The sequence below is a fragment of the Comamonas sp. w2-DMI genome (assembly GCF_040187735.1).
GTDB lineage: Bacteria > Pseudomonadota > Gammaproteobacteria > Burkholderiales > Burkholderiaceae_C > Comamonas > Comamonas terrae.
Map to the genome: position 1 here is coordinate 1 of NZ_JBANEL010000032.1, position 20487 is coordinate 20487.

Genomic DNA, 20487 nt, shown 5'->3' on the forward strand with positions numbered 1-20487 from the left:
CACCGCCCTGATGTACGACCGCGTGAGCGATGCCAGCCCCAAGACAGGCACCAGCCTGATCGCCGGCATCCGCCACCGCTTCTGATGCCCTGGCCGGATCGCCATCCGGCACATAACCCGAGCGAGGCTTGGTCCTCGCTTTCGTTGAAACACCGCAGGCGGAAACCGCGTCCCTGCCGCTCCTTCGTGCGCTTCAGCCGGTGCTGGGCTCCAGCAGCCCGCACCGGCAATGCCCGGAAACGCTTTCGCCCGGCGTGCCAAGGCCTCCAGCCACCGCCCGATCAGCCGATCGGCTCGCGCAGCCAAAGGAGTTACATTGAAGCCCTGCATCAAAAGCTGCGAACGGTACCCACCATGGAAAACTACCCTAAAGACATCTACACGGAGCCCGAGCCGGATGTGAACACCCTGGCCCATCTGGGGCCGCTCACGGGCATGGCCGGCATCTGGACGGGTACGCGCGGGCTGGATATCAACCCCAAGGCCGACGGACCTGAAAAGCAGGCCTTCATCGAGCACATGGAACTGCAGCCCATCGATGCGCAGACCAACGGGCCGCAGCTTTTCTACGGCCTGCGCTACCACACGCGCATCGTCAAGCCCGACGATGTCGAGACCTTTCACGACCAGGTCGGCTACTGGCTCTGGGAACCCGCCACGGGCAATCTGATCCTCACTCTGTCCATTCCGCGCGGGCAGACCGCCATGGCGGTGGGACAGGCCGCGCCTGACGCGACGAGCTTCCAGCTCAAGGCCGTGCGGGGCTCTCTCACCAACGGCATCTCGTCCAACCCGTTTCTCGAGCATGCCTTCCGCACGGAAAGCTTCACCATCACCGTAACCAAGCATGACGACGGAACCTGGTCGTATGAGCAGGAAACCGTGCTGATCACTCCGGACCGCACCGAGCCTTTTCTCCATACGGACCGCAACCGCCTGCACAAGATCGGCGAGCCCACGCCCAACCCCACGGCGCAGGCCGCCGCCCGGGCAGCCAAGGCGCTGGCGGCGTAGCAAGACCGCATTCAGGGCAGCGCACCGGCGGGCCGCCGCGTCGCTTACGAGGGCCCGAAACTGCGCTACAATCCACCTCCCTCGGGTTTGGCGCCAATGGCGGCCACTTCCCCTCCATGGCCGAGAAGACGGTTTTTCCTTCTCGGCTATTTCTTTTGTACCTGCCCTGCCGCAAGCGGCTGCTTGCGGTGCTCTGCGGAGCAGGTCCACCGCAGTACTTGAGCGCTTCAACCCAGGCGGAAAGCCCGGTAGGCGCTATTTTTTCTGCATTGCGCACAAACTGTGCATAACTTTGGCCGATCGTGCTTGCGCATATCTATTGTTACGATATGACACAAGCACCGGCAGCTACGCCCCTGCATTGATCCATCGACCGCCCGGGCATCCGGCTTGCCAGGGATTTTCGCGTCTCGGCTAACCGTCTTCCCTCTCAAAAAGAGCAGAACCCGCTTCCCGCAAGGTGGCCCTGCCCTGCCCTGCCTGCGTCTTTTCCATGCATGCCGTCCGGCCTGCCCAGGCCATGAAAAAGGCACCGCGCTGTGCGGTGCCCTTCTCCACAATTACAGTGGACAACTCTGTGCATATGATGTGACAACTTGGTGAATGGCCCCGTCAACCCCTTGCATTCACTGGCGCCCGGGTTGATTGCCTCTAAATCAGGCAGCTCCAGAATCAAGGGTTAACCCTTGTTCGATTCACAGCTTTCGGCGGATGAGTTCACGGCCTTGCTCCGTGATATGCCAGTGCTTGTCAACGTCCTGCGCCACCAGGCCGCGCTCCAGCAGGCGCCTGGACAAATGCTCGCGCGCCGCGGACCAGAGAGAGACCTCCTCACCCATTTCCAGCTTCTTGAGCGTCTCCAATTCGTCCACCGTGGGTTCATACACAGGTGCGCGGTAATTTGCGATTTGCATGCTGACTCCTCCTAAGCTTGCAGTGCGAGCTGCGATCGATGCCCGCCGCCCGGCGTACATCTGCCGCCAAGATAGTCCTGCCCACGCCCGGCTGCAAGAGCCGCCGCAGCGCTTTTGCGCAATATGGGCGATGATGGCCGACTTCGCGCGGCCGTCCTACCTCGTTGTAAGCCGGTTGCCCTGTCCTGTTTGCGCAAGCTTCAGGGAACTTTCTCAAGCCTGTTTCCGCATTGCCTGGAGTCTTTTCCCCATTCCCATGCTCTACGCCGTTGCCACCCTGTTCGCCTTTCAGTTGCTGGGCGAGTTCATTGCCCGCTTTTCGGGTCTGCCGCTACCGGGGGCCCTGATCGGAACCCTGATGCTGCTGCTGGCCCTGCTGCTGTACAGGCGCCTGCCCAAGGCGCTGGAGGATACCGCCGGCGTACTGCTGCAGAACATGATGCTGCTGTTCATTCCCGTGATTGCCGGCGTGATGCAGGAATTCGACCATCTCCAGCGCGAATGGCTGCCGTTTGTGCTGGCCTGCGTGCTGGGTTCGGCCCTCACCTTTGCGGCAACGGCATGGACCTTTCGCTTCTTTCTGCAGCTGCAGCGAACACAGGAAGCCAGGCGCACGGGCAAGGCCAGCGCCCCGGCCCATGAGGAGGCGGCATGAGCACGGCGAGCACGCCATCCGCAGCCACGCACCTGGCTGCCGTCTGGACCGAGCTGGCCGGCACCCATCTGCCCTGGCTGGTGCTGACCATTGCGGTCTACCTGGCGGCCATGGCCATCTACCGCAAGAGCGGCAACCGCCCGCTGCTCATTCCCGTGTTCACGGGCGTGGTCGTCGTGGTGGGCATTCTGCTGGCCACGGGCACGCCCTATCCCACCTACCGCAGCGGCGTGAACTTTCTGACGCTGCTGATCGGCCCGGCCACCGTGGCCCTGGCCATTCCGCTCTATGCCCAGCGCGAGCGCATACGCCAGCTGTGGCTGCCCGTCGGCGCGGCCCTGCTAGTCGGTTGCCTGGTGGCGCTGCTGTCGGCCATAGTCATTGCCTGGGCCTTTGGCGGCAGCGAAGCCACGATGGTTGCCGTGGCGCCCAAGTCGGCCACGATTCCCATTGCCCTGCCCATGGCCGAGCGCTTTGGCGGCAAGCCCTCGCTGGCGGCCGTGGCCGTGGCGATTGCAGGCATTTCGGGCACCATGATGGCGCCGCTGCTGATCCGCCTGCTGCGCCTCAAGGATCCGGCGGTGCAGGGCTTTGCGCTGGGCCTCACGGCCCATGCCATCGGCACGGCGCGCGCGCTGCAGATCCATCCGGCCATGGGCGCCTTCTCGGCCCTGGCCATGGGCCTCAACGGCGTGGCCACCGCCGTGCTGATGCCGCTGGTGCTGGCCGTCGTGCCCTGGATTTGAGCAGGGCAGCTTGCCGCAATCAAAACAGGAGCATCCAGCGCCTTCCCCCTCTGCGTTGCAGCCTTATTTAAGCTTGTTTCTCACTCGCTGCGCCGGTAGGCCCAGACCGCGCCGAGAATCAGCGCCATGCCCAGCCACTGCACCGGCTGCGGCCGCACTCCGAACCATGCCAGGTCCACGACCAGGGCCATGGCCGGGTAGATGAAGGACAGCCCGGCGATCGCCTGGGCCATGAGCCGCTGGAAGGCCGTGTACATCAGCGTGTACATCCAGGCCGTATGCACCAGGCCCAGCACCAGCACGGCGGCCACCGCCTTGCCACCGAACACGGCAACCTCCTGCGAACCCGCAACCACCGGCCCCAGCACCAGCGCTCCCGCCAGCATCTGCAGCATGGCGATCTGCGCGGGGCCGAGGCGCGCCAGCTTGCGCGTGGCCAGCGTGGCCAAGGCATACAGGCTGGCCGCCAGCAGCGCCAGCGCGATGCCCTTCCACTGCAGCTGGCCGTGGTTCACCGCCATCAGCCCGCTGCTGAGCGCCACGCCCAGCAGCGCCAGCAGCAGCCAGGGCAGACGCCGCAGCGGCAGGGGCTCGCGCTGCACCACGGCCGCAAGCAGCAGCAGCACAAAGGGCTGCACGTGGTAGACCACGGTGGACACGGCAATGCCGCTGTAGTGATAGGCGCGGAAAAGGCTGAGCCAGTTGAGGACCAGCGCCAGTCCGCCAGCCAGCAGCCATATCCATTCCCTGGCCTGCGGCCGCACCCACTGGCGCGACCAGAGCACCCATGCCGCCAGGCCCAGGCCGCCCAGGATGCAGCGCAGCCAGACCACCCACAGAACGGGCAGGCCGCTTTCCACGACCAGCAGGCCGATGGTGCCCGACAGCGCCATGGCCAGCACCATGCGCCAGGTGCCGCCGTCCGCCCCCTTGCGGGCCCGGGGTGCCTTGGAAGAATGGGAGAGCGCACCGGGCGAGGCCGGGAGCAGGAGCGGAGAGGGAGCTTGAACTTTCATGCGCCAATGGTCGATCAACTCGATCAACGCATCAATGCGCATGCATTCCACCTACTATTGCATCATATTCAACAATTAATCTGTCAACATGGCTACCGACACCCTTCTTGTCAATGAAATGCTGGTGTTTGCCAAGGTCGTGGAGCTGCGCAGCTTTGCTGCGGCCGCACGCCAGCTGGGCCTGACCACCTCGGCGGTCAGCCGCAGCGTGGGGCGCCTGGAAGCGCACTGGGGCGTGCGCCTGCTGCACCGCACCACCCGCACCCTGTCGCTGACCGAACTGGGCGCCGAGGTCCATGCCGGCTGCGTCCAGCTTGCGCATACCGCCCGCGACGTGCACGCCATGGCCGGCCATTACGGCGACACGCCGCGCGGCACGGTGCGCATGACGGCGCCCACGGTGTTCGGCGAACTGTGGCTGGCCGCCCAGTTGCCCGCCCTGCGCCAGCGCTGGCCCGAGGTGCAGGTGGCCATCCATCTCAGCGACCATGTGGTCGACCTGACCGAGCAGGGGCTGGACCTGGCCATACGCATCGCACGCCCCGAGCACCTGCCCCAGCACATGGTGGCGCGGGCCCTGCGCCCCGTGCGCTATATCGCCGTGGCATCGCCGCAATACCTGCAATCGCTGGGTGCACCGCTGGAGCACCCCGACCAGCTCGAGGCCCTGGCCCGGCAGCACAGGGTGCAATGCATATCGCTGGGCTACGGAGATTTCCAGAACCTGCTGCAATGGCTGCCGCCCAATGCAGACCTCTCGACGGAAGCTGCCGCCGCCCCCATCGTCACCGAGCTGCCGGCCCCGCTCAGCGTGGCCAGCAGCACGGGCATCACCGTCCTGGCGCTGCAGCACCAGGGCATAGGCCTGGTCGCGGATTTCGCGGCCCAGGCGGCGCTGGACGAGGGCAGCCTGGTGCGCGTGCTGCCCGGCTGGCGGCTCACGGGCGGCTACGCGCCGCGCATTGCCTATGCGCTGTACATGCCTTCGCGCCATGTGCCGCTCAAGGTCAGGGCCCTCATCGACCATCTGGTGGAGGCCGGCCAAAGCGTGGCCTGAAAGCATGCCCCCGCCAGCAAGCCAAGTTCTCCCCACCGGAGCGCAACAAGCTTGTGGACAAACTTGCCGCCCCGGCAGGATAAGTGACTTAAGTGCTTGTCACAGCAGCATTTTTCAAACGCTGATGAATTTTTAGGCAAACCTGCAGCGATGCGCAAAACACAGCGCCCCAAAAGCGCGGGCTTGGGGTTGCACCGGGATTGCAGCGCCGGAATCCGCCCCAACCCCGGGTTCTCCCCAATCATTCGCTACAAGCTTGTGGACAAGCCCGTCCCAGTCGCTGGATAAGCAGCCCAAGCCCTTGTCGCCAAACGATATTCCATGATGCGCCTATTTTTTAGGCAGCTCGGCCGCAGCGGTGGGCCATTGGGCCAGGCAGTAGGCGCTGTCCCAGAACATCCACTCCAGCCGTGCTGCATCGCGGTAGGCCGCATGCATGGCCGTACGCGTGGCGGGTGCGGCTTCGTCGGCGAGGCGGTCCACGGTGGCGCAGACGGCGCGCACGAGCGCATGGAATTCCTCGCTGGCATAGGTATCGATCCAGGCCTGGTAGGGATTGCCGGCCACCGAGCGGGCATGGATGTCGCGCCCCACCTCGGCATAGATCCAGAAGCACGGCAGCAGCGCCGCCACGGCCACCGGATAGGGAGCGCTCCAGGCCGTGGCCACCAGGTAGCTGGTGTAGTGCTGGCAGGCGGGCGTGAGCGGCGTGGCGGCGAACTGCTCGGCGGTAATGCCGAAGTCGCGCATGAAGCCATCGTGCAGGCTGCGCTCCACCACCACGGCCTCGTTGGCCGCATTGGCAAACTGCACCACGCCCTCGGCGTTGTCGGACTTGGCCGCCGTCACGGCCAGTGCACGCCCGTAGGCCACGAGGTAGTGCGCGTCCTGGATCATGTAGTGGCGAAAGCGCTCGCGGCTCAGGGTGCCCGCGGCCAGCTCCCGGTTGAAAGGCAGTTGCAGCGTGCTTTGGAACAGCGCCTCGTTGGCTTGCCACAGGCTTTGGCTGAACGACATGGAATCCGTCTCCTCTTCAGTAGGACCTACGCAAGCAGGAAGGCACCAAGGCTGTTTTCTCGAGACAAGGTCCGTGCCTGAACCCGATTCGCGCAAGCGGTGTTCAATTCATGGCAGGCAGCGCCCTTGGCACCTGCGCTGCATGGCATTTTGGCTGCGATTCGGCGGGGCCGCTTCGCACATCAGGGCACAAGTCCTTGCACTCCTGAACTCCTGGCCTGCCTGGCACAGGCCTGCAGCCACTGGCTGAAGGCGCGCAGCGCCGGTGCGGGCACGGCGTCCGCGGCCAGCTCCGGCGTTACCAGGTAATAGGCGCGGTTGCCGCGCAGGGCCTGCGGGCAGGCAATGATGAGATCGCCGCGCGCCAGTTCCTGTTCGATCAGCATGGGCGGCATGAGCGCCACGCCCAGGCCCTGGCTGGCGGCCACGGCCAGCATGGAAAACAGCTCGAGCCGCATGCCGTCCAGCGCGCGCGGCGCGTCCACGCCCATGGCGTCGAACCACTGGCGCCAGCCCTGGGGGCGCGTGCTTTGCTGCAGCAGCGGCAGCCTGGCGATCGCCTCGGGCCCCACGGGCAGCCAGGCCCGGCCCGGGTCGCGCTGCCGGGCCTTGGCCAGCAGCTGCGGGCTGCACACGGGTACGACCTCCTCGTCCATCAGCCACAGGGCCTGCACGCCGGGCCAGCGCGCCACCTGCTCGGGCGTGCCCGCGTAGAGCGCGGCATCGAACACGGTGTCGGCGAACAGGAAAGGCCGTGTCTGCACGTCGATGTGCACGGTGATGTCGGGGTGTTCGCGCGCCAGCAGCGGCAGGCGCGGCAGCAGCCAGCGCGTGGCAAACGTGGGCACGGCCGCGAGGTTGATGGGACCACCCTCGCCCTGGTGGGCCATGAGATCCAGGGTGTCGCGCTCCAGCCCCTGCAGCCAGCGCGTGACCTGCTGGGCATATTGCGCGCCGGCCTCGGTCAGCAGCACGCCATGGCGGGTGCGCTTGAACAGCGCCACGCCCAGGAATTCCTCCAGCGCAATGATCTGGCGCGAGACGGCGCTTTGCGTGAGCGACAGCTCCTGCGCCGCCTTGGTGTAGCTCACATGGCGGGCCGCGGATTCAAAGCAGGCCAGGGCCTGGGTGGAGGGCAGGATTCTTCGCATAACTCATACCTTCATCGGCACACAGACAAGGTAGTTACCCTGACTCATGCCTTTATACATGCGTTTTTCTCATTCATGGATGAGCAATCATCGTTTGCCGCTCCCGGTGTGCCTGCCTAAGATGGCTTCATGCAGCCGGGTTTGCGGCTGCCCCTTTCCTCCACTTTTTGCCCTTTCAGGAGACAGACATGGCCCGTGGCTTTCAATGGGACGACCCCTTCCAACTCGACCAGCAGCTGACCGAGGACGAGCGCATGATCCGCGACGCAGCGCGCGATTACTGCCAGGACAAGCTGGCGCCGCGCGTGCTGGAGATGTTCCGCCACGAGAAGACCGACGTGTCCATCTTCCGCGAGATGGGCGAGCTGGGCCTGCTGGGCCCCACGATTCCCACCCAGTACGGCGGCGCGGGCCTGAACTACGTGAGCTACGGCCTGGTGGCGCGCGAGATCGAGCGCGTGGACTCGGGCTACCGCTCCATGGCCTCGGTGCAGTCCTCGCTGGTCATGGTGCCGATCAACGAGTTCGGCACCGAAGCGCAGAAGCAGAAGTACCTGCCCAAGCTGGCTTCGGGCGAGTTCATCGGCTGCTTCGGCCTGACCGAGCCCGACCACGGCTCCGACCCCGGCTCCATGGCCACCCGCGCCTACAAGGTGGACGGCGGCTACCGGCTCAAGGGCAACAAGATGTGGATCACCAACAGCCCCGTGGCCGACGTGTTCGTGGTGTGGGCCAAGGAGGTTTCCGAGGACGGCGCCGTGGGCGAGATCCGCGGCTTCATCCTGGACAAGGGCATGAAGGGCCTGTCGGCTCCGGCCATCCACGGCAAGGTGGGCCTGCGCGCCTCGATCACCGGCGAGATCGTGATGGACGATGTGTTCGTGCCCGAGGAAAACGCATTCCCCGAAGTACGCGGCCTCAAGGGCCCGTTCACCTGCCTCAACAGCGCCCGCTTCGGCATTGCCTGGGGCGCCATGGGCGCGGCCGAGTTCTGCTGGCACACGGCCCGCCAGTACACCCTGGACCGCAAGCAGTTCGGCCGCCCTCTGGCCGCCAACCAGCTGATCCAGAAGAAGCTGGCCGACATGCAGACCGAGATCACGCTGGGCCTGCAGGCCGCGCTGCGCGTGGGCCGCATGAAGGACGAGCACCAGAACGTGATCGAGATCACCTCCCTGATCAAGCGCAACAACTGCGGCAAGGCCCTGGACATCGCCCGCCTGGCGCGCGACATGATGGGCGGCAACGGCATCAGCGACGAGTTCGGCGTGGCCCGCCATCTGGTGAACCTGGAGGTGGTGAACACCTATGAAGGCACGCACGATGTGCATGCGCTGATCCTGGGCCGCGCCCAGACCGGCATCCCTGCGTTTGCCAATTAACTCCCCCTGAGCGGCTGCGCCGCTTCCCCTCTCTCTTCGGGAGGGGGACGGCAGCTTCGCCGCGAGGCGGCTCTTGCTTGCTGCCCCTGGAGAAAGGGGGCGATGCAGGCGCTCTGTTTGATGACTGCTCCGCTATTCATTTATTAGCTGAAACCGCTTGATTGGTATTGATTTCGAATTCATTTCTTATCAAAACTTATACCAATAAAGCGCCAGTAGCTTCCTTTTTCATAGTATCCAGATCCTCCCCATGAACGCATCCGCATCCACGCCCACCGGCGCACTCGCAGGCATCAAGGTGCTGGACCTGTCGCGCGTGCTGGCCGGCCCCTGGTGCACGCAGATGCTGGCCGACCTGGGCGCCGATGTGGTCAAGGTCGAGCGTCCCGTGGCCGGCGACGACACGCGCCACTGGGGCCCGCCGTTCCTCAAGGACGAGGCCGGCAACGACACGCGCGAGGCCAGCTATTTCACGGCCTGCAACCGCAACAAGCGCTCCATCACCGTGGACATGGGCCAGCCCGAGGGACAGGCCCTGCTGCGCCGCATGGCGGCGCAGGCCGATGTGGTGGTGGAGAACTTCAAGGTCGGGGGCCTGGCCCAGTACGGGCTGGACTATGAAAGCCTCAAGGCGCTGAATCCGCGCCTGATCTACTGCTCCATCACCGGCTTCGGCCAGGACGGGCCCTACGCCGAGCGCGCAGGCTACGACCTGATGGTGCAGGCCATGTGCGGGCTGATGAGCATTACCGGCCATGCCGACGAGGCGCCGGGCGGCGGCCCCCTCAAGGTGGGCGTGGCCGTGGTCGACGTGTTCACCGGCCTGTATGCGAGCAATGCCATCCTGGCCGCGCTCAACGCCCGCGACAACGCGCACGGCGGCAGCGGCCAGGGCCAGTACATCGACATGGCCCTGCTGGACGTGGGCATGGCGGTGCTGGCCAACCAGGCCGCGGGCTTTCTGGCGACGGGCCAGGCGCCGGGCCGCGCGGGCAACATCCACCCCAGCCTCGCGCCCTACCAGGACTTCGCCACGGCCGACGGCAATGTGCTGCTGGCCATAGGCAACGACGGGCAGTTCGCACGCTTTTGCGCCGCCATCGGCCAGGAAGGCTGGGCGCAGGATGCGCGCTTTGCCACCAATACGGCCCGCGTGCACAACCGCACGGCGCTGCTGGCGCTGATGCAGCCCGTGATGCGCCTGCGCACCACGGCGCAATGGATTTCCTTGCTCGAGGACAAGGCCGTGCCCTGTGGCCCGATCAACAATGTCGCCCAGGCCTTTGACGACCCGCAGGTCCGGCATCGCGGCATCCGCAAGGAGCTGCCGCGCGAGGCCGGGGACGGCATCGCCCAGGTGGCCACCGTGGCCAACCCCATGCGGCTGTCGGCCACGCCCGTCAGCTACCGCAGCGCCCCGCCCGCGCTGGGCCAGCACACCGAGGCCGTGCTGGCCGAGCTGGGCCTGGATGCCGCAGCCGTTGCCGACCTGCGCCGCAAGGGCGTTATCTAGAGAGCAGAACCGACAAAAAGCGCACTTTTTCCGGCACGCAAGGCCTCTGCACAAAAAGGCCAGTGCCCTCTTCAAACCAAGGAGACACCATGTTCAAGTTCACCGCCACCGTCGTGGCCGCGCTCGCACTGTGCGGCGCAGCCCAGGCCCAGAGCCAGTATCCCAGCAAGCCCATCCGCCTGCTCGTGCCCTTTGCGGCCGGCGGCACCACCGACCTGATCGCGCGCGTGATCGCCGAGCCATTGAGCCGCGAGCTGGGCCAGCCCGTGGTGGTCGAGAACAAGGGCGGCGGCGGCGGCAGCATCGGCGCGGCCGAAACCGCGCGCGCCGCGCCCGACGGCTACAACCTGGGCATTGCCACCGTGTCCACCACGGCCACCAACCCGGCCATCAACCCCAAGATTCCGTACAACGTGGCCACCGACTTCACGCCCATCGTGAACATCGCGGCCACGCCCAACATCATCGCGGCCAACCCCAAGTTCCCGGGCAAGAACTACCAGGAGTTCCTGGCCGAGGTGAAGAAGAATCCCGGCAAGTACTCCTACGCCTCGCCCGGCCAGGGGTCCATCACCCACCTGATGATGGAAATGTTCAAGCTGCAGACCGGCACCGACATGACGCACGTGCCCTACCGCGGCTCGGGCCCGGCTCTCAACGATGCCGTGGCCGGCCAGGTGCCGCTGATCTTCGACAACTTCCCCTCCACCCTGCCGTTCGCCAAGGAAAAGCGCCTGGTGCCCATCGTGGTGGCCGCACCCCAGCGTCTGGCCGTGCTGCCCGACGTGCCCACGTTCAAGGAAGTGGGCCTGCCCCAGGTCAACCGCATGGCGTACTACGGCATCGTCGGCCCCAAGAACCTGCCCAAGGACATCGTGGACAAGATCAACGCCGCCACGCGCAAGGCCGTGCAGGACCCCGCCGTCAAGAAGCGCATCGAGGAAACCGGCTCCATCATCATGGCGAGCACGCCCGAGGCCTTTGCCAAGGAAATGAAGGAAGAGCTGGCCGTCTACAAAAACGTGGTGGAAAAGCAGCACCTCACGATGGAGCAGTAAGCACTGCGCGCCGGGGATCGTTCGTCCGGCCCCCATGGACGACACGGCAGCGGGCAAGCGCAGCCGTTTTTGCAGGGCCCGCTAGAACGTGGTGGGATGCCCGGCGCTGTCGCGCTCGCTGATCTTGCTGCGGGCGAGTTCGTCGCGCAGCCAGCGCGCCGCCGGCCCCAGCGGCGCCGACTTGTTCCACAGCAGGTCCACGCCCACCAGCCAGTCGGTGTGCGGGTAGGCTTCCAGCCGCAGCTCCACCAGTTCGCCGCGCTCGATCTCGCCCCGCACCAGGCGGCGCGGCAGCGTGGCCCAGCCCAGGCCGGCGCGCGTCATCTCCAGCAGGGCCAGATAGCTTTCGGCGCGCCAGCAGCGCGGGCTGCGCAGGTATTCGGTGCTGGGCAGCCCCTCGCTGTGGGCGCTGAAGGCCAGGCGCCGGTGGCGGTGCAGTTCGGCAAAGCTCACGCTGTCCAGGCGCGCCAGCGGATGCCCGCCGGCCGCCACGTGCGACATGACCAGCTTGCCCAGCTGCACGAAGCCCAGCTCGCGCGGGTAATTGGGCTGCGAGAAGGCCACGCCGAGCTGGGCCTGGCCCTGGCGCACCAGCGCGCTCACATCGCCGTCCAGCGGATGGCGTATCTCCACGTCGACGAAGGCAAAGGCCTGGGCGAATGCGGCCAGCGGCTGCGTGAGCGCGTCGTAGGGAATCTCGATGGCCAGCGTGAGCGCGGGCTCCACGCCCTGGTTCAGGCTGTGGGCGTGGTGCTCCAGGTCCAGGCAGCGGTCCAGCACCTCCGACACCTCGCGCAGCAGGCGCCGGCCGGCCTCGGTCAGCGTGGGGATCTTGGTGCCGCGGTCGAACAGCTCCATGCCCAGGTCGGTCTCGAGGTTGGCGATGGCCGTGCTCACCGTCGATTGCGGCCGCCGCAGCTGGCGCGCCGCCGCCGAGAATGAGCCCGCGGAGACGACGGCCGAGAAGATTTCCAGCTGATCCAGGGAGTAGCGCATCGCCCATTATTCATCGGAATTCTCGATGGATATCAACTTGTTTTGATGAATTACCCGATCGATCATGCCTTCAGCTTCCCCTTCCAGAGGGATTCGCCAAGCAAGGAGACAAGATCCATGAAGCCATCGCCTTCCGTCCATCCGGTCGACCAGATCCTGCCGCTGCAGCAGATGGCCAGCTACGGCCTGCAGCATGTGCTGGTGCTCTACGCGGGCGCCGTCGCCGTGCCCCTGATCCTTAGAAGCGCCCTGGGGCTGACGCCCGCGCAGGTGGTGATCCTCATCAATGCCAACCTGCTGACCTCGGGCGTGGCCACGCTGATCCAGACTCTGGGCTTCTGGAAGTTCGGCGCGCGCCTGCCGCTGGTGCAGGCCTGCTCCTTCATCGCGCTGGCGCCCATGATCATGATCGGCAAGGAATACGGCCTGGCCCATGTGTTCGGCGCCGTGATCGCGGGCGGCGCCATCACCGTGCTGCTGGCGCCGGTCACAAGCCGCCTGCTGCGCTTCTTCCCGCCCGTGGTCATCGGCAGCCTGATCACCATCATCGGCATCTCGCTGATGCCGGCAGCCGCCATCTGGCTGGGCGGCGGCAACCCTGACGCCGCCGATTTCGGCAGCGCACCGAACCTGCTGCTGGGCCTGGCCACCATCGCCATCACGCTGTTCATCTACGCGCGGTTTCGCGGCTTTCTGGGCAACCTGGCCGTGTTGCTGGGCTTGGTGGCGGGCACGGCCATCGCCGCGGCCTGCGGGCTCACCGACTTCGCCCAGGTGGGCCAGGCGGCCTGGTTCGAGCTCAGCCCGCCGTTCGCCTTCGGCATGCCGCAGTTCGGACTGGCACCCGCGCTGATCATGGCGCTGGCCATGCTGGTCATCATGGCCGAGACCACGGGCAACTGCCTGGCCATAGGCCAGATCGTGGGCCGCCCCACCAGCCAGCAGACCCTGGGCAATGCCTTTCGCGCCGACGGCCTGTCCACCGTGATCGGCGGCGTGTTCAACAGCTTTCCGTACAACGCCTTCACGCAGAACACGGGGCTGATCGCGCTGTCCGGCGTCAAGAGCCGCTATGTGGTGGCCAGCGCGGGCGCCATCATGATCCTGATGGGACTGTTTCCCAAGCTCGGCGCGCTGATTGCCTCGGTGCCGCGCCCCGTGCTGGGCGGCTGCGCCATCGTGATGTTCGGCATGACCACGGTGGCCGGCATCCAGGAGCTGTCGCGCGTGCGATTCGAGGGCACGCGCAATGCGCTGGTCGTGGCCGTCTCCGTCAGCGTGGGCGTGCTGCCCATGTCCTTTCCCGCTCTGTTCGCGCACGCCAGCGGGCCGCTGAAGCTGGTGCTGGAAAGCGGCATCTTCCTCGGCGCCATCACGGCCGTGCTGCTCAATCTCATCCTCAACCGCGGCGCCCAGGCGCCAGAGCCCGAGACGGAGGCTTCTGCCTCCAGCGCCGCCGCGGCGCAGTGATCCTCAAGAACCGACAACCCCACTCATCCACAGGAGCCATTCAGATGCAAGCCACCGATACCGTTTTGTCCCATCCACGCGACCTGGAGCTGCTGCGCGCCGCCATTGCGCTGTCCGAGGAGTCCAAGCAGCGCGGGCGCCACCCGTTCGCGGCCCTGGTGGCCAACGAGCGCGGCGAGATCGTGGCCCAGGCCGGCAACAATTCCATGCCCCCCGAAGGCGATCCCACGCAGCACGCGGAACTGGCGGCCGCCGCGCTGGCCGCGCGCAGGCTCACGCCCGAGGAGCTGGCCAAGTGCACGCTGTACACCAGCGCCGAGCCCTGCTGCATGTGCGCGGGCGCCGTGTACTGGACGGGCATAGGCCGCGTGGTCTACGCGCTGTCGGAACATGCGCTGCTGGGCCTGACCGGCGACCATCCCGAAAACCCCACCTTCTCCCTGCCCTGCCGCGAGGTGTTTGCCCGCGGCCAGCGCCAGGTCGAAGTCGTGGGCCCGTTGCTGGAAGAAGAAGCCGCGGCGCCGCACCGCGGCTTCTGGACCCAGGACTGAAGCCGCTCAGCGGCGGGCCGGCGCCTGGCGGAAACTGTCGGCCAGCTTGACCATCATGAGCGCGCAGCCCAGGCCGCCCAGCGCCACCAGCGTGCCACCCACCACGCCGATATGGCCCATGCTCCAGTCCATGCTGACCTGGCTGCCCAGCAGCGCGCCGCCGCCGATGCCAATGTTGAAAATGCCCGAGAACATGGACATGGCCACGTCGGTGGCGTCGGGCGCCAGCTTGAGCACCTTGGACTGCATGGACAGCGCAAAGCAGATCATGGCCACGCCCCAGACCGCGCTTTGCAGGTACAGGCTCCAGGCGTAATGGCTACTGGCCACCAGCGCCAGCAGGCAGGCCGCCAGCACCGCAATCGCCGTCACCAAGAAGCCGCGCGGATAGCGCATGCCCAGCCAGCCGAACAGCACGCTGCCCACGATGCCCATGCCGCCGTACAGCAGCAGCACGGTCGTGGTCACCTCGGGCGCCAGCCCGGCCACGTCCTGCACAAAGGGTTCGATATAGCTGTATGCCGTGAACTGGCCGGTGATCACCACCACCAGCAGCACATAGATGGATACCAGGGCCGGGCGCCTGAACAGCATGGGCACGCTCTCCAGCGATCCCGCGTTTTCGCTGGGCAGCAGCGGCAGCAGCTTGCCCAGCACCAGCATCACCACGGCCGCCACGGCGCCGATGGCCAGGAAGGTCATGCGCCAGCCCAGGGCCTCGCCCACCACGCGGCCCAGCGGAATGCCCAGCACCATGGCCACCGACGTGCCCGTGGCCAGCAGGCTCAGCGCCATGGCCTTCCTGCCCGGCGGCGCCACGCGCACGGCCAGCGATGCCGTGATGGACCAGAAGATCGCATGCGACAGCGCAATGCCGATGCGGCTGACCACCAGCGAGGCAAAGCTCCACGCCACGCCCGACAGCACATGGCTGGCCACGAACACGGCAAACACGGCCATCAGCAGCCTGCGCCGCTCCACCTGCTTGGTCATCAGCATGCAGGGCAGCGAGGCCAGCGCCACCACCCAGGCATAGATGGTCAGCATCAGGCCCACCTGCTCCGCAGGCATGCCGAAGCTCGCGCCTATGCCGCCCAGCAGCCCCACGGGCACGAATTCGGTGGTGTTGAAGACAAAGGCGCCCAGCGCCAGCGCAATCACGCTCAGCCAGGCCTGGGCGGCCGTGCGTTGCGGCGCGGCCGGGGCAGACAGGGAAACAGTGGGATCAGTCATGCATCGAAAAGCGGTGGGCAGCGGCTGCCGGCGGGCAACCCAGGTAGAAACCCTGATTGTGTATGCCCGGCATGGCAAAGACCGCCGCGGCCCCGGTTTTCCTTGCGCGGCGCGGGGTCGAAGCCGTGACGGCCTTCAGGGCAAGGCACGCTCCCGTGCCTGGGCGCGGCGCTGCATCAGCCGGGCCAGCAGCACCAGCACCAGCGCCACGTTGAACGCCAGCACCAGCATGGCCTGCCAGCTCGTGTGCCGCAGGATATGCTGCACTTCCAGCGGTATGTAGACGCCGCTGGCCGCCACGCCGAACCACTCGCCCCAGGCCCTGTCCCGCCACAGCCCCCAGGCTTCGACAAAGCGCACGGCCGCGTACAGCCCGCCCAGCAGCACCAGCGTGTGCACGGGCGTGACGTTGAGCCTGTCCACCATGTCCAGCAGCAGCGCCGGATAGCGCTGCGCCGGCGACAGGCCCACATGGCCGATCAGCTCCAGCGCCAGCTTGTGCAGGTCGTGGTGCAAAAGCCCGAGCAGGCCCAGCAGCCCCAGCAAGGCCGCCACACCCTTGGCGGCCTCGAACAGGGCCATGCTTCTGACCGCGGTGCGCAGTGAAGAGGGGTTCATGTCCAGCAGCGGATTGGGAAGCCCCCACTATAGGCCAGGCCGCCGCATGCCGGCGGCCATCGGCGCGGGCGCACGGCTTGGGTGCGGCTCAATAGGCCACGGTGAAGCGCTCGCGCACGTGGGCGCCCTGCTCCAGCGCATCGACCACGGCCACGGCCAGATCGGCATCGGAGATCGTGCCCGGCGCGCCGTCGGGCTGCATCAGCGGCTCATCCTTGCCCGTGCGGTAGCGGCCGGTGCGGCCGGTCGCGCCGCCTGGATGGAAGGCGATCGGCGGGCTCAGCAGCGTCCAGTCCAGAGCGCTTTCCTTCTGCAGCTCGGCGTACATGTCGCGCGCGGCCAGGGCGCCCTGCTTGAAGGCGGCCGGAAAGTCGGGGCTGTCCACCAGTTGCCTGCCGCTCACGTACAGGCTGCCCGCGCCGCCCACCACCAGATAGCGCCTGATGCCGGCGGCCTTGATGCCCTGCACGATGGCGCGCGAACCCCGCATGAAGTCGGCATAGATGTTGGGATTGCCCCAGCCCGCGTTGTAGGCGCTGACCACGGCATCCACACCGGCCACGGCCTGCTGCACCTGCGCGGCGTCCATCACGTCGGCCTGCACCACCTGCAGACGGGGCCGGGCCTGGAGCTTGCCCGGATCGCGCGCCAGCGCCACCACCTCGTGGCCGCGCTGCAGCAGTTCCTGGAGCAGGGCCGCGCCCACAAAACCGGTGGCGCCAATCAATGCGACTTTCATGCGAGAACTCCTTGTGTTTCAACAAGGCTAAAGATTAAGCCGTCGCATTCTTCACAAAAACCCCTTTCGCCCACTATGACCTTGAAGCCGTACTTCAAAATACCAGCATGGAAGACCTCAAACGCATGGCCGTTTTCGTGGCCGTCGTCGAACAGGCCGGCATGAGCGCTGCGGCGCGGCGGCTGGATATGACGCCCTCGGCCGTGAGCCAGCACATCCGCCAGCTCGAGCGCGAGGCCGGCGTGACGCTGCTGCACCGCTCCACGCGCCAGCTCGCGCTGACCGACGCGGGCCAGCGCTTTTACGTGCAGTGCGCCCAGATGTGCGAGGCTGCGGCGCGCGCCCGCGCCGAGCTGGATGCCGAGCGGCAGGAGCCCGGCGGCGAGCTGCGCATGTCCGCCCCCGCGGGCTTTGCGCCGCATGCGGCGCCGGCCCTGGGCAGCTGGCTGGCGCGCAATCCGGCGCTGCGCCTGCGCCTTTTGATGGACGATGCAACCATCGACCTGATCCAGGCGCGCGTGGACCTGGCGCTGCGCTTCGGCACGCTGGCCGACTCCAACTGGGTGGCGCGCCACCTGGGCCGCAGCGCCACGCTGCTGTGCGCTTCGCCTAAGTGGCTGGCCGCCTGGCAAGCGGAGCGCGGCAAGCCGCCGCTGCACCCTTCGGAGCTGGCCCAGGCGCCTTGGCTGGACCTGGCGCGCAAGGACCATGCGCGGGTGGACCTGAACTGGCGCCACGGCCCCAGCGGCGAAAGCTTCAGCCTGCAGGCGCTGCCGCAGATGGTGAGCAACCACCGCGCCACCGTGCAGCAGTTCTGCGAGGCCGGCCTGGGCGTGGCCGTGCTCTCGGCCCACGATGTGGCCGCCAGCCTGCGAGAAGGCCGGCTGGTGCGCCTGCTGCCGCAGTGGGACATGGGCCAGCTCGACATCTGGGCCGTCACGCCCCAGCGCGATGCCCAGCCAGCCAAGGTGCGCCAGGCCATCGAGGTGCTGCGCGCCTACTTTGCCCGGCTCGAAGGCGTGCAGGCCGATGGGATGCCGTGACGCCGCGCTCTCTTTTCCAGAGCTGGCCGCGCCATCCCCACTACCGCTTCATAGTGAAAAGGCACTGAAATCTTTTGCTGAAATGCGGCAGCAGCTCCTGTTTCGATAGCTGATCTCCGTCATGAAAAAAGCCCGCATGGCGGGCTTCGGGTGGAGCCGGTGCACAGGCGCGGAGCCTGCACGCCAGGCTGCGGTCAGTTCAGGTCGATGGGCGTCTTGACGCCGTTGACGTAGCGGCTCAGCGTGTAGCTGGGGTTCTTCATCTCGCCGTTCTTCTCGAAAGCGATCCTGGAGGTCACGCCCGCGTAGTCCGACTTCTGCAGGAAGGGGATGTAGACCTTGGGGTCCCAGGAGTTGGCGCGCTTCATGGCATCGGCCAGCAGCATGGTGCCGTCATAGAAATACGGGCTGTAGACCTGGAACTGGCCGGGGTACTTGGCGTCGTAGCGCTTCTTCCACTCCGTGCCGCCGGGCATCTTGGCCAGCGAGGCGCCGCCGTCCGCACAGACCACGTTCTCCAGCGGCTTGGCGCCGGCAGCCACCTTGGCCAGCTCGGTCACGCAGATGCCGTCGCCGCCGAACAGCTTGACGTCGTTCATGCCCAGCTGGCCCATCTGGCGCAGCATGGGGCCCGCCTGGCCGTACATGCCGCCGTAGAAGATGGCATCGGGCTTCTTGGCCTTGATGGAGGTCAGGATGGCCATGAAGTCCGTGGCCTTGTCATTGGTGAACTCGCTGGCGACGATCTTCACGCCCTGCTTTTCGGCATCTTTCTTGAACACATTGGCCAGGCCCTGGCCGTAGGCCGTGCGGTCATCGATGACGGCCACGTTCTTGAGCTTGAGCGTCTTGGCCGCATAGGTGGCCAGCGCCGCGCCCAGCGCATTGTCGTTGGCGATCACGCGGTAGGTCGTGTCCCAGCCGGGCTTGGTCAGGTCGGGGTTGGTGGCCGCGCCCGTGATCATGGGAATGCCGCAGTCGTGGAACACCTTGGACGAAGGAATGGCCACGCCCGAGTTCACGAAGGCCACGGCGCCGGCCACTTTTTCATCGCACAGCTTTTGCGAAGCGGCCGTGCCCTGCTTGGGGTCGGCCACGTCGTCCTCGGCCACCAGCACGAACTTGACCTTCTTGCCGCCGATTTCCATGCCCTTGGCGTTGAGGTCCTCGATGGCCATGCGCACGCCATTCTCGTCGTCCTTGCCAAAGTGGGCCTGGGGGCCCGAAACCGGGCCGATGTGACCGATCTTGATGACCTGCTCCTGGGCCATTGCGGCGGTGCCCATGCCCGCCACCGCAGCTGCGATGCACAGCTTGCCAAACATCTTCATTGCGCACTCCTCTCGGTTGAGACAAACCGCAACGGTATGCGTGCCCCCGGCGCTTGGCAATGGAACAAATGCCAGGGGCCACCCGATGAGACGCCGACACAACAATCAGCGTTTTCCGGGATCGGCAGCCGGGCTCAACTGTGGTGAGGCCCGGCCTGCCCCGTGCCTCAGGCCGCCTTGGCCTGGCCCAGCGCCGCCACCTGGGCCAGCTGGTCCAGCGCGCTCAGGCAGGCATGGGCCACTTCCACGCCCTTCTTGACGAAATGCTGGCGGAAGAACTCCAGATGGTCGCCATGCTCGTGGAAGTCGCGCGGCGTCAGCACGGCGGAGAACACCGGAATCTCGGCATCGAGCTGCACGCGCATCAGGCCGTCGATCACGGCCGAGGTCACGAACTCATGGCGGTAGATGCCGCCATTGACGATCAGCGCGCAGGCGATCACGGCATCGAAACGGCCGCTGTCCACGAGCTTCTTGGCCAGCAGGGGAATCTCGAACGCGCCCGGCACGCTGAAATGCTGGATGTTGGCGGCCGGCACGCCCTGCGCCTGCAGCTCGGCCTGGGCCGAGTCCCGCGCCTGGTACACCACTTCGGTATGCCAGCTGGCGCTGATGACGGCGATGCGGCTGCGGCTGGCCACGGCCTTCCAGGGCGTGCCCTGGGCCGCGCCGGGGGTGGCGAAGTTCATGGAGATGGGGGTCTGATTCATGGTTTGCTTTCAAACAATGGTGCCAATGAATCAGGGCGCGCGCGAACGGCATCGGCCATGCGGCAGCTCCACAGGCTGCAGACGCATAGGCAAATGCTGCGCGGTCTCTTTCATCCGGACTATGACCGTCGGCTCTGGCATCTCACCAGATCTGCTGACCCCGGCAACCTGGACCAGGCCGCCGGGCGCTCGCGGGCTGCTGCAAGACAGGTCTTGCAGATACCGCCGGTGGGGAATTTCGCCCCGCCCTGAGAACGCTGCCCTTCACAGACC

Annotated in this window: 20 protein-coding genes and 1 riboswitch; of the genes, 10 read left to right on the forward strand and 10 right to left on the reverse strand. The window is 66.6% G+C overall.

Annotated elements, in window-relative coordinates; genetic code table 11:
* Nucleotides 1–354 precede the first annotated feature (354 nt).
* Nucleotides 355–1014, forward strand: a complete 660-nt coding sequence (locus tag V8Z74_RS22830; protein WP_349711447.1) for an FABP family protein — start codon at nt 355–357, stop codon at nt 1012–1014.
* 695 nt (nt 1015–1709) lie between these two features.
* Here V8Z74_RS22830 and V8Z74_RS22835 read toward each other — a convergent pair.
* On the reverse strand, nt 1710–1928 hold the full coding sequence (locus V8Z74_RS22835; protein ID WP_066476714.1) for a hypothetical protein: 219 nt from the start codon (nt 1926–1928) through the stop codon (nt 1710–1712).
* Between the two features lie 256 nt (nt 1929–2184).
* Here V8Z74_RS22835 and V8Z74_RS22840 point away from each other — a divergent pair, with 256 nt between their 5' ends.
* Both V8Z74_RS22840 and V8Z74_RS22845 read left to right on the forward strand, forming a co-directional pair.
* A complete protein-coding gene (locus V8Z74_RS22840; protein ID WP_349711450.1) occupies nt 2185–2583 on the forward strand; it encodes a CidA/LrgA family protein in 399 nt (132 codons plus the stop codon).
* The gene (locus V8Z74_RS22845; protein ID WP_066476721.1) at nt 2580–3329 is read left to right on the forward strand and encodes an LrgB family protein; all 750 of its coding nucleotides are present in this window, start codon (nt 2580–2582) and stop codon (nt 3327–3329) included. The genes V8Z74_RS22840 and V8Z74_RS22845 overlap by 4 nt, the downstream gene beginning before the upstream one ends.
* Nucleotides 3330–3409: 80 nt before the next feature.
* Here the strand turns inward: V8Z74_RS22845 and V8Z74_RS22850 are convergent, their stop codons facing one another.
* Nucleotides 3410–4234: a DMT family transporter gene (locus V8Z74_RS22850; protein ID WP_349711503.1), complete on the reverse strand. Its 825-nt coding sequence runs from the start codon at nt 4232–4234 to the stop codon at nt 3410–3412.
* A 199-nt stretch (nt 4235–4433) separates the two neighbouring features.
* Here V8Z74_RS22850 and V8Z74_RS22855 point away from each other — a divergent pair, with 199 nt between their 5' ends.
* On the forward strand, nt 4434–5402 hold the full coding sequence (locus V8Z74_RS22855) for a LysR family transcriptional regulator (protein WP_066476724.1): 969 nt from the start codon (nt 4434–4436) through the stop codon (nt 5400–5402).
* 330 nt (nt 5403–5732) lie between these two features.
* Here the strand turns inward: V8Z74_RS22855 and tenA are convergent, their stop codons facing one another.
* Both tenA and V8Z74_RS22865 read right to left on the reverse strand, forming a co-directional pair.
* Nucleotides 5733–6419, reverse strand: coding sequence for a thiaminase II (gene tenA, locus V8Z74_RS22860; protein ID WP_066476727.1), 687 nt, complete (start codon nt 6417–6419; stop codon nt 5733–5735).
* Nucleotides 6420–6601: 182 nt separating this feature from the next.
* Complete coding sequence (locus V8Z74_RS22865) at nt 6602–7570, reverse strand: LysR substrate-binding domain-containing protein (RefSeq protein WP_349711453.1); 969 nt, start codon at nt 7568–7570, stop codon at nt 6602–6604.
* Nucleotides 7571–7758: 188 nt separating this feature from the next.
* Between V8Z74_RS22865 and V8Z74_RS22870 the strand changes: the two genes are divergently transcribed.
* The 3 genes from V8Z74_RS22870 (at nt 7759) to V8Z74_RS22880 (ending at nt 11523) form a co-directional block, all read left to right on the forward strand.
* Nucleotides 7759–8952, forward strand: coding sequence for an acyl-CoA dehydrogenase (locus V8Z74_RS22870; protein WP_349711455.1), 1194 nt, complete (start codon nt 7759–7761; stop codon nt 8950–8952).
* Nucleotides 8953–9202: 250 nt separating this feature from the next.
* Nucleotides 9203–10465 (forward strand): CaiB/BaiF CoA transferase family protein, encoded by a 1263-nt coding sequence (locus tag V8Z74_RS22875; protein WP_349711457.1) that lies wholly within the window; start codon nt 9203–9205, stop codon nt 10463–10465.
* An 89-nt stretch (nt 10466–10554) separates the two neighbouring features.
* Nucleotides 10555–11523: a tripartite tricarboxylate transporter substrate binding protein BugE gene (locus V8Z74_RS22880; protein WP_349711459.1), complete on the forward strand. Its 969-nt coding sequence runs from the start codon at nt 10555–10557 to the stop codon at nt 11521–11523.
* A gap of 81 nt (nt 11524–11604) precedes the next feature.
* On the opposite strand, the gene V8Z74_RS22885 is transcribed toward V8Z74_RS22880, so the two are convergent.
* The gene (locus V8Z74_RS22885) at nt 11605–12519 is read right to left on the reverse strand and encodes a LysR family transcriptional regulator (RefSeq protein WP_349711461.1); all 915 of its coding nucleotides are present in this window, start codon (nt 12517–12519) and stop codon (nt 11605–11607) included.
* Nucleotides 12520–12636: 117 nt separating this feature from the next.
* Here V8Z74_RS22885 and V8Z74_RS22890 point away from each other — a divergent pair, with 117 nt between their 5' ends.
* Both V8Z74_RS22890 and V8Z74_RS22895 read left to right on the forward strand, forming a co-directional pair.
* Nucleotides 12637–13989 (forward strand): nucleobase:cation symporter-2 family protein, encoded by a 1353-nt coding sequence (locus V8Z74_RS22890; protein WP_349711463.1) that lies wholly within the window; start codon nt 12637–12639, stop codon nt 13987–13989.
* A gap of 44 nt (nt 13990–14033) precedes the next feature.
* On the forward strand, nt 14034–14540 hold the full coding sequence (locus tag V8Z74_RS22895) for a nucleoside deaminase (RefSeq protein ID WP_066476749.1): 507 nt from the start codon (nt 14034–14036) through the stop codon (nt 14538–14540).
* A gap of 6 nt (nt 14541–14546) precedes the next feature.
* On the opposite strand, the gene V8Z74_RS22900 is transcribed toward V8Z74_RS22895, so the two are convergent.
* From V8Z74_RS22900 to V8Z74_RS22910, 3 genes are all read right to left on the reverse strand, one after another.
* Complete coding sequence (locus V8Z74_RS22900; RefSeq protein ID WP_349711465.1) at nt 14547–15773, reverse strand: sugar transporter; 1227 nt, start codon at nt 15771–15773, stop codon at nt 14547–14549.
* A gap of 135 nt (nt 15774–15908) precedes the next feature.
* Entirely contained in the window at nt 15909–16391 is a 483-nt protein-coding gene (locus V8Z74_RS22905) for a DUF2127 domain-containing protein (protein ID WP_349711467.1), read from the reverse strand.
* A gap of 88 nt (nt 16392–16479) precedes the next feature.
* Nucleotides 16480–17130, reverse strand: coding sequence for an NAD(P)-dependent oxidoreductase (locus V8Z74_RS22910; RefSeq protein WP_066476763.1), 651 nt, complete (start codon nt 17128–17130; stop codon nt 16480–16482).
* Nucleotides 17131–17237: 107 nt separating this feature from the next.
* Here V8Z74_RS22910 and V8Z74_RS22915 point away from each other — a divergent pair, with 107 nt between their 5' ends.
* Complete coding sequence (locus V8Z74_RS22915; protein WP_349711469.1) at nt 17238–18173, forward strand: LysR family transcriptional regulator; 936 nt, start codon at nt 17238–17240, stop codon at nt 18171–18173.
* A 194-nt stretch (nt 18174–18367) separates the two neighbouring features.
* On the opposite strand, the gene V8Z74_RS22920 is transcribed toward V8Z74_RS22915, so the two are convergent.
* Entirely contained in the window at nt 18368–19504 is a 1137-nt protein-coding gene (locus tag V8Z74_RS22920) for a branched-chain amino acid ABC transporter substrate-binding protein (RefSeq protein ID WP_066476769.1), read from the reverse strand.
* Nucleotides 19505–19671: 167 nt separating this feature from the next.
* Entirely contained in the window at nt 19672–20214 is a 543-nt protein-coding gene (locus V8Z74_RS22925) for a 6,7-dimethyl-8-ribityllumazine synthase (RefSeq protein ID WP_349711471.1), read from the reverse strand.
* A gap of 98 nt (nt 20215–20312) precedes the next feature.
* A riboswitch (FMN riboswitch) is annotated at nt 20313–20474 on the reverse strand.
* Between the last annotated feature and the right edge of the window lie 13 nt (nt 20475–20487).

Bases quoted from the DNA above. Each gene is read 5' to 3' on its own strand.
- V8Z74_RS22850 (WP_349711503.1), bottom strand. From the start codon at position 4,234: ATGGTGCTGGCCATGGCGCTGTCGGGCACCATCGGCCTGCTGGTCGTG.
- V8Z74_RS22900 (WP_349711465.1), bottom strand. From the start codon at position 15,773: ATGACTGATCCCACTGTTTCCCTGTCTGCCCCGGCCGCGCCGCAACGC.
- V8Z74_RS22830 (WP_349711447.1), top strand. From the start codon at position 355: ATGGAAAACTACCCTAAAGACATCTACACGGAGCCCGAGCCGGATGTG.
- V8Z74_RS22835 (WP_066476714.1), bottom strand. From the start codon at position 1,928: ATGCAAATCGCAAATTACCGCGCACCTGTGTATGAACCCACGGTGGAC.
- V8Z74_RS22885 (WP_349711461.1), bottom strand. From the start codon at position 12,519: ATGCGCTACTCCCTGGATCAGCTGGAAATCTTCTCGGCCGTCGTCTCC.
- V8Z74_RS22855 (WP_066476724.1), top strand. From the start codon at position 4,434: ATGGCTACCGACACCCTTCTTGTCAATGAAATGCTGGTGTTTGCCAAG.
- V8Z74_RS22895 (WP_066476749.1), top strand. From the start codon at position 14,034: ATGCAAGCCACCGATACCGTTTTGTCCCATCCACGCGACCTGGAGCTG.
- V8Z74_RS22870 (WP_349711455.1), top strand. From the start codon at position 7,759: ATGGCCCGTGGCTTTCAATGGGACGACCCCTTCCAACTCGACCAGCAG.
- V8Z74_RS22915 (WP_349711469.1), top strand. From the start codon at position 17,238: ATGGAAGACCTCAAACGCATGGCCGTTTTCGTGGCCGTCGTCGAACAG.
- tenA (WP_066476727.1), bottom strand. From the start codon at position 6,419: ATGTCGTTCAGCCAAAGCCTGTGGCAAGCCAACGAGGCGCTGTTCCAA.
- V8Z74_RS22880 (WP_349711459.1), top strand. From the start codon at position 10,555: ATGTTCAAGTTCACCGCCACCGTCGTGGCCGCGCTCGCACTGTGCGGC.
- V8Z74_RS22840 (WP_349711450.1), top strand. From the start codon at position 2,185: ATGCTCTACGCCGTTGCCACCCTGTTCGCCTTTCAGTTGCTGGGCGAG.
- V8Z74_RS22920 (WP_066476769.1), bottom strand. From the start codon at position 19,504: ATGAAGATGTTTGGCAAGCTGTGCATCGCAGCTGCGGTGGCGGGCATG.
- V8Z74_RS22865 (WP_349711453.1), bottom strand. From the start codon at position 7,570: ATGCGAAGAATCCTGCCCTCCACCCAGGCCCTGGCCTGCTTTGAATCC.
- V8Z74_RS22925 (WP_349711471.1), bottom strand. From the start codon at position 20,214: ATGAATCAGACCCCCATCTCCATGAACTTCGCCACCCCCGGCGCGGCC.
- V8Z74_RS22875 (WP_349711457.1), top strand. From the start codon at position 9,203: ATGAACGCATCCGCATCCACGCCCACCGGCGCACTCGCAGGCATCAAG.
- V8Z74_RS22890 (WP_349711463.1), top strand. From the start codon at position 12,637: ATGAAGCCATCGCCTTCCGTCCATCCGGTCGACCAGATCCTGCCGCTG.
- V8Z74_RS22910 (WP_066476763.1), bottom strand. From the start codon at position 17,130: ATGAAAGTCGCATTGATTGGCGCCACCGGTTTTGTGGGCGCGGCCCTG.
- V8Z74_RS22905 (WP_349711467.1), bottom strand. From the start codon at position 16,391: ATGAACCCCTCTTCACTGCGCACCGCGGTCAGAAGCATGGCCCTGTTC.
- V8Z74_RS22845 (WP_066476721.1), top strand. From the start codon at position 2,580: ATGAGCACGGCGAGCACGCCATCCGCAGCCACGCACCTGGCTGCCGTC.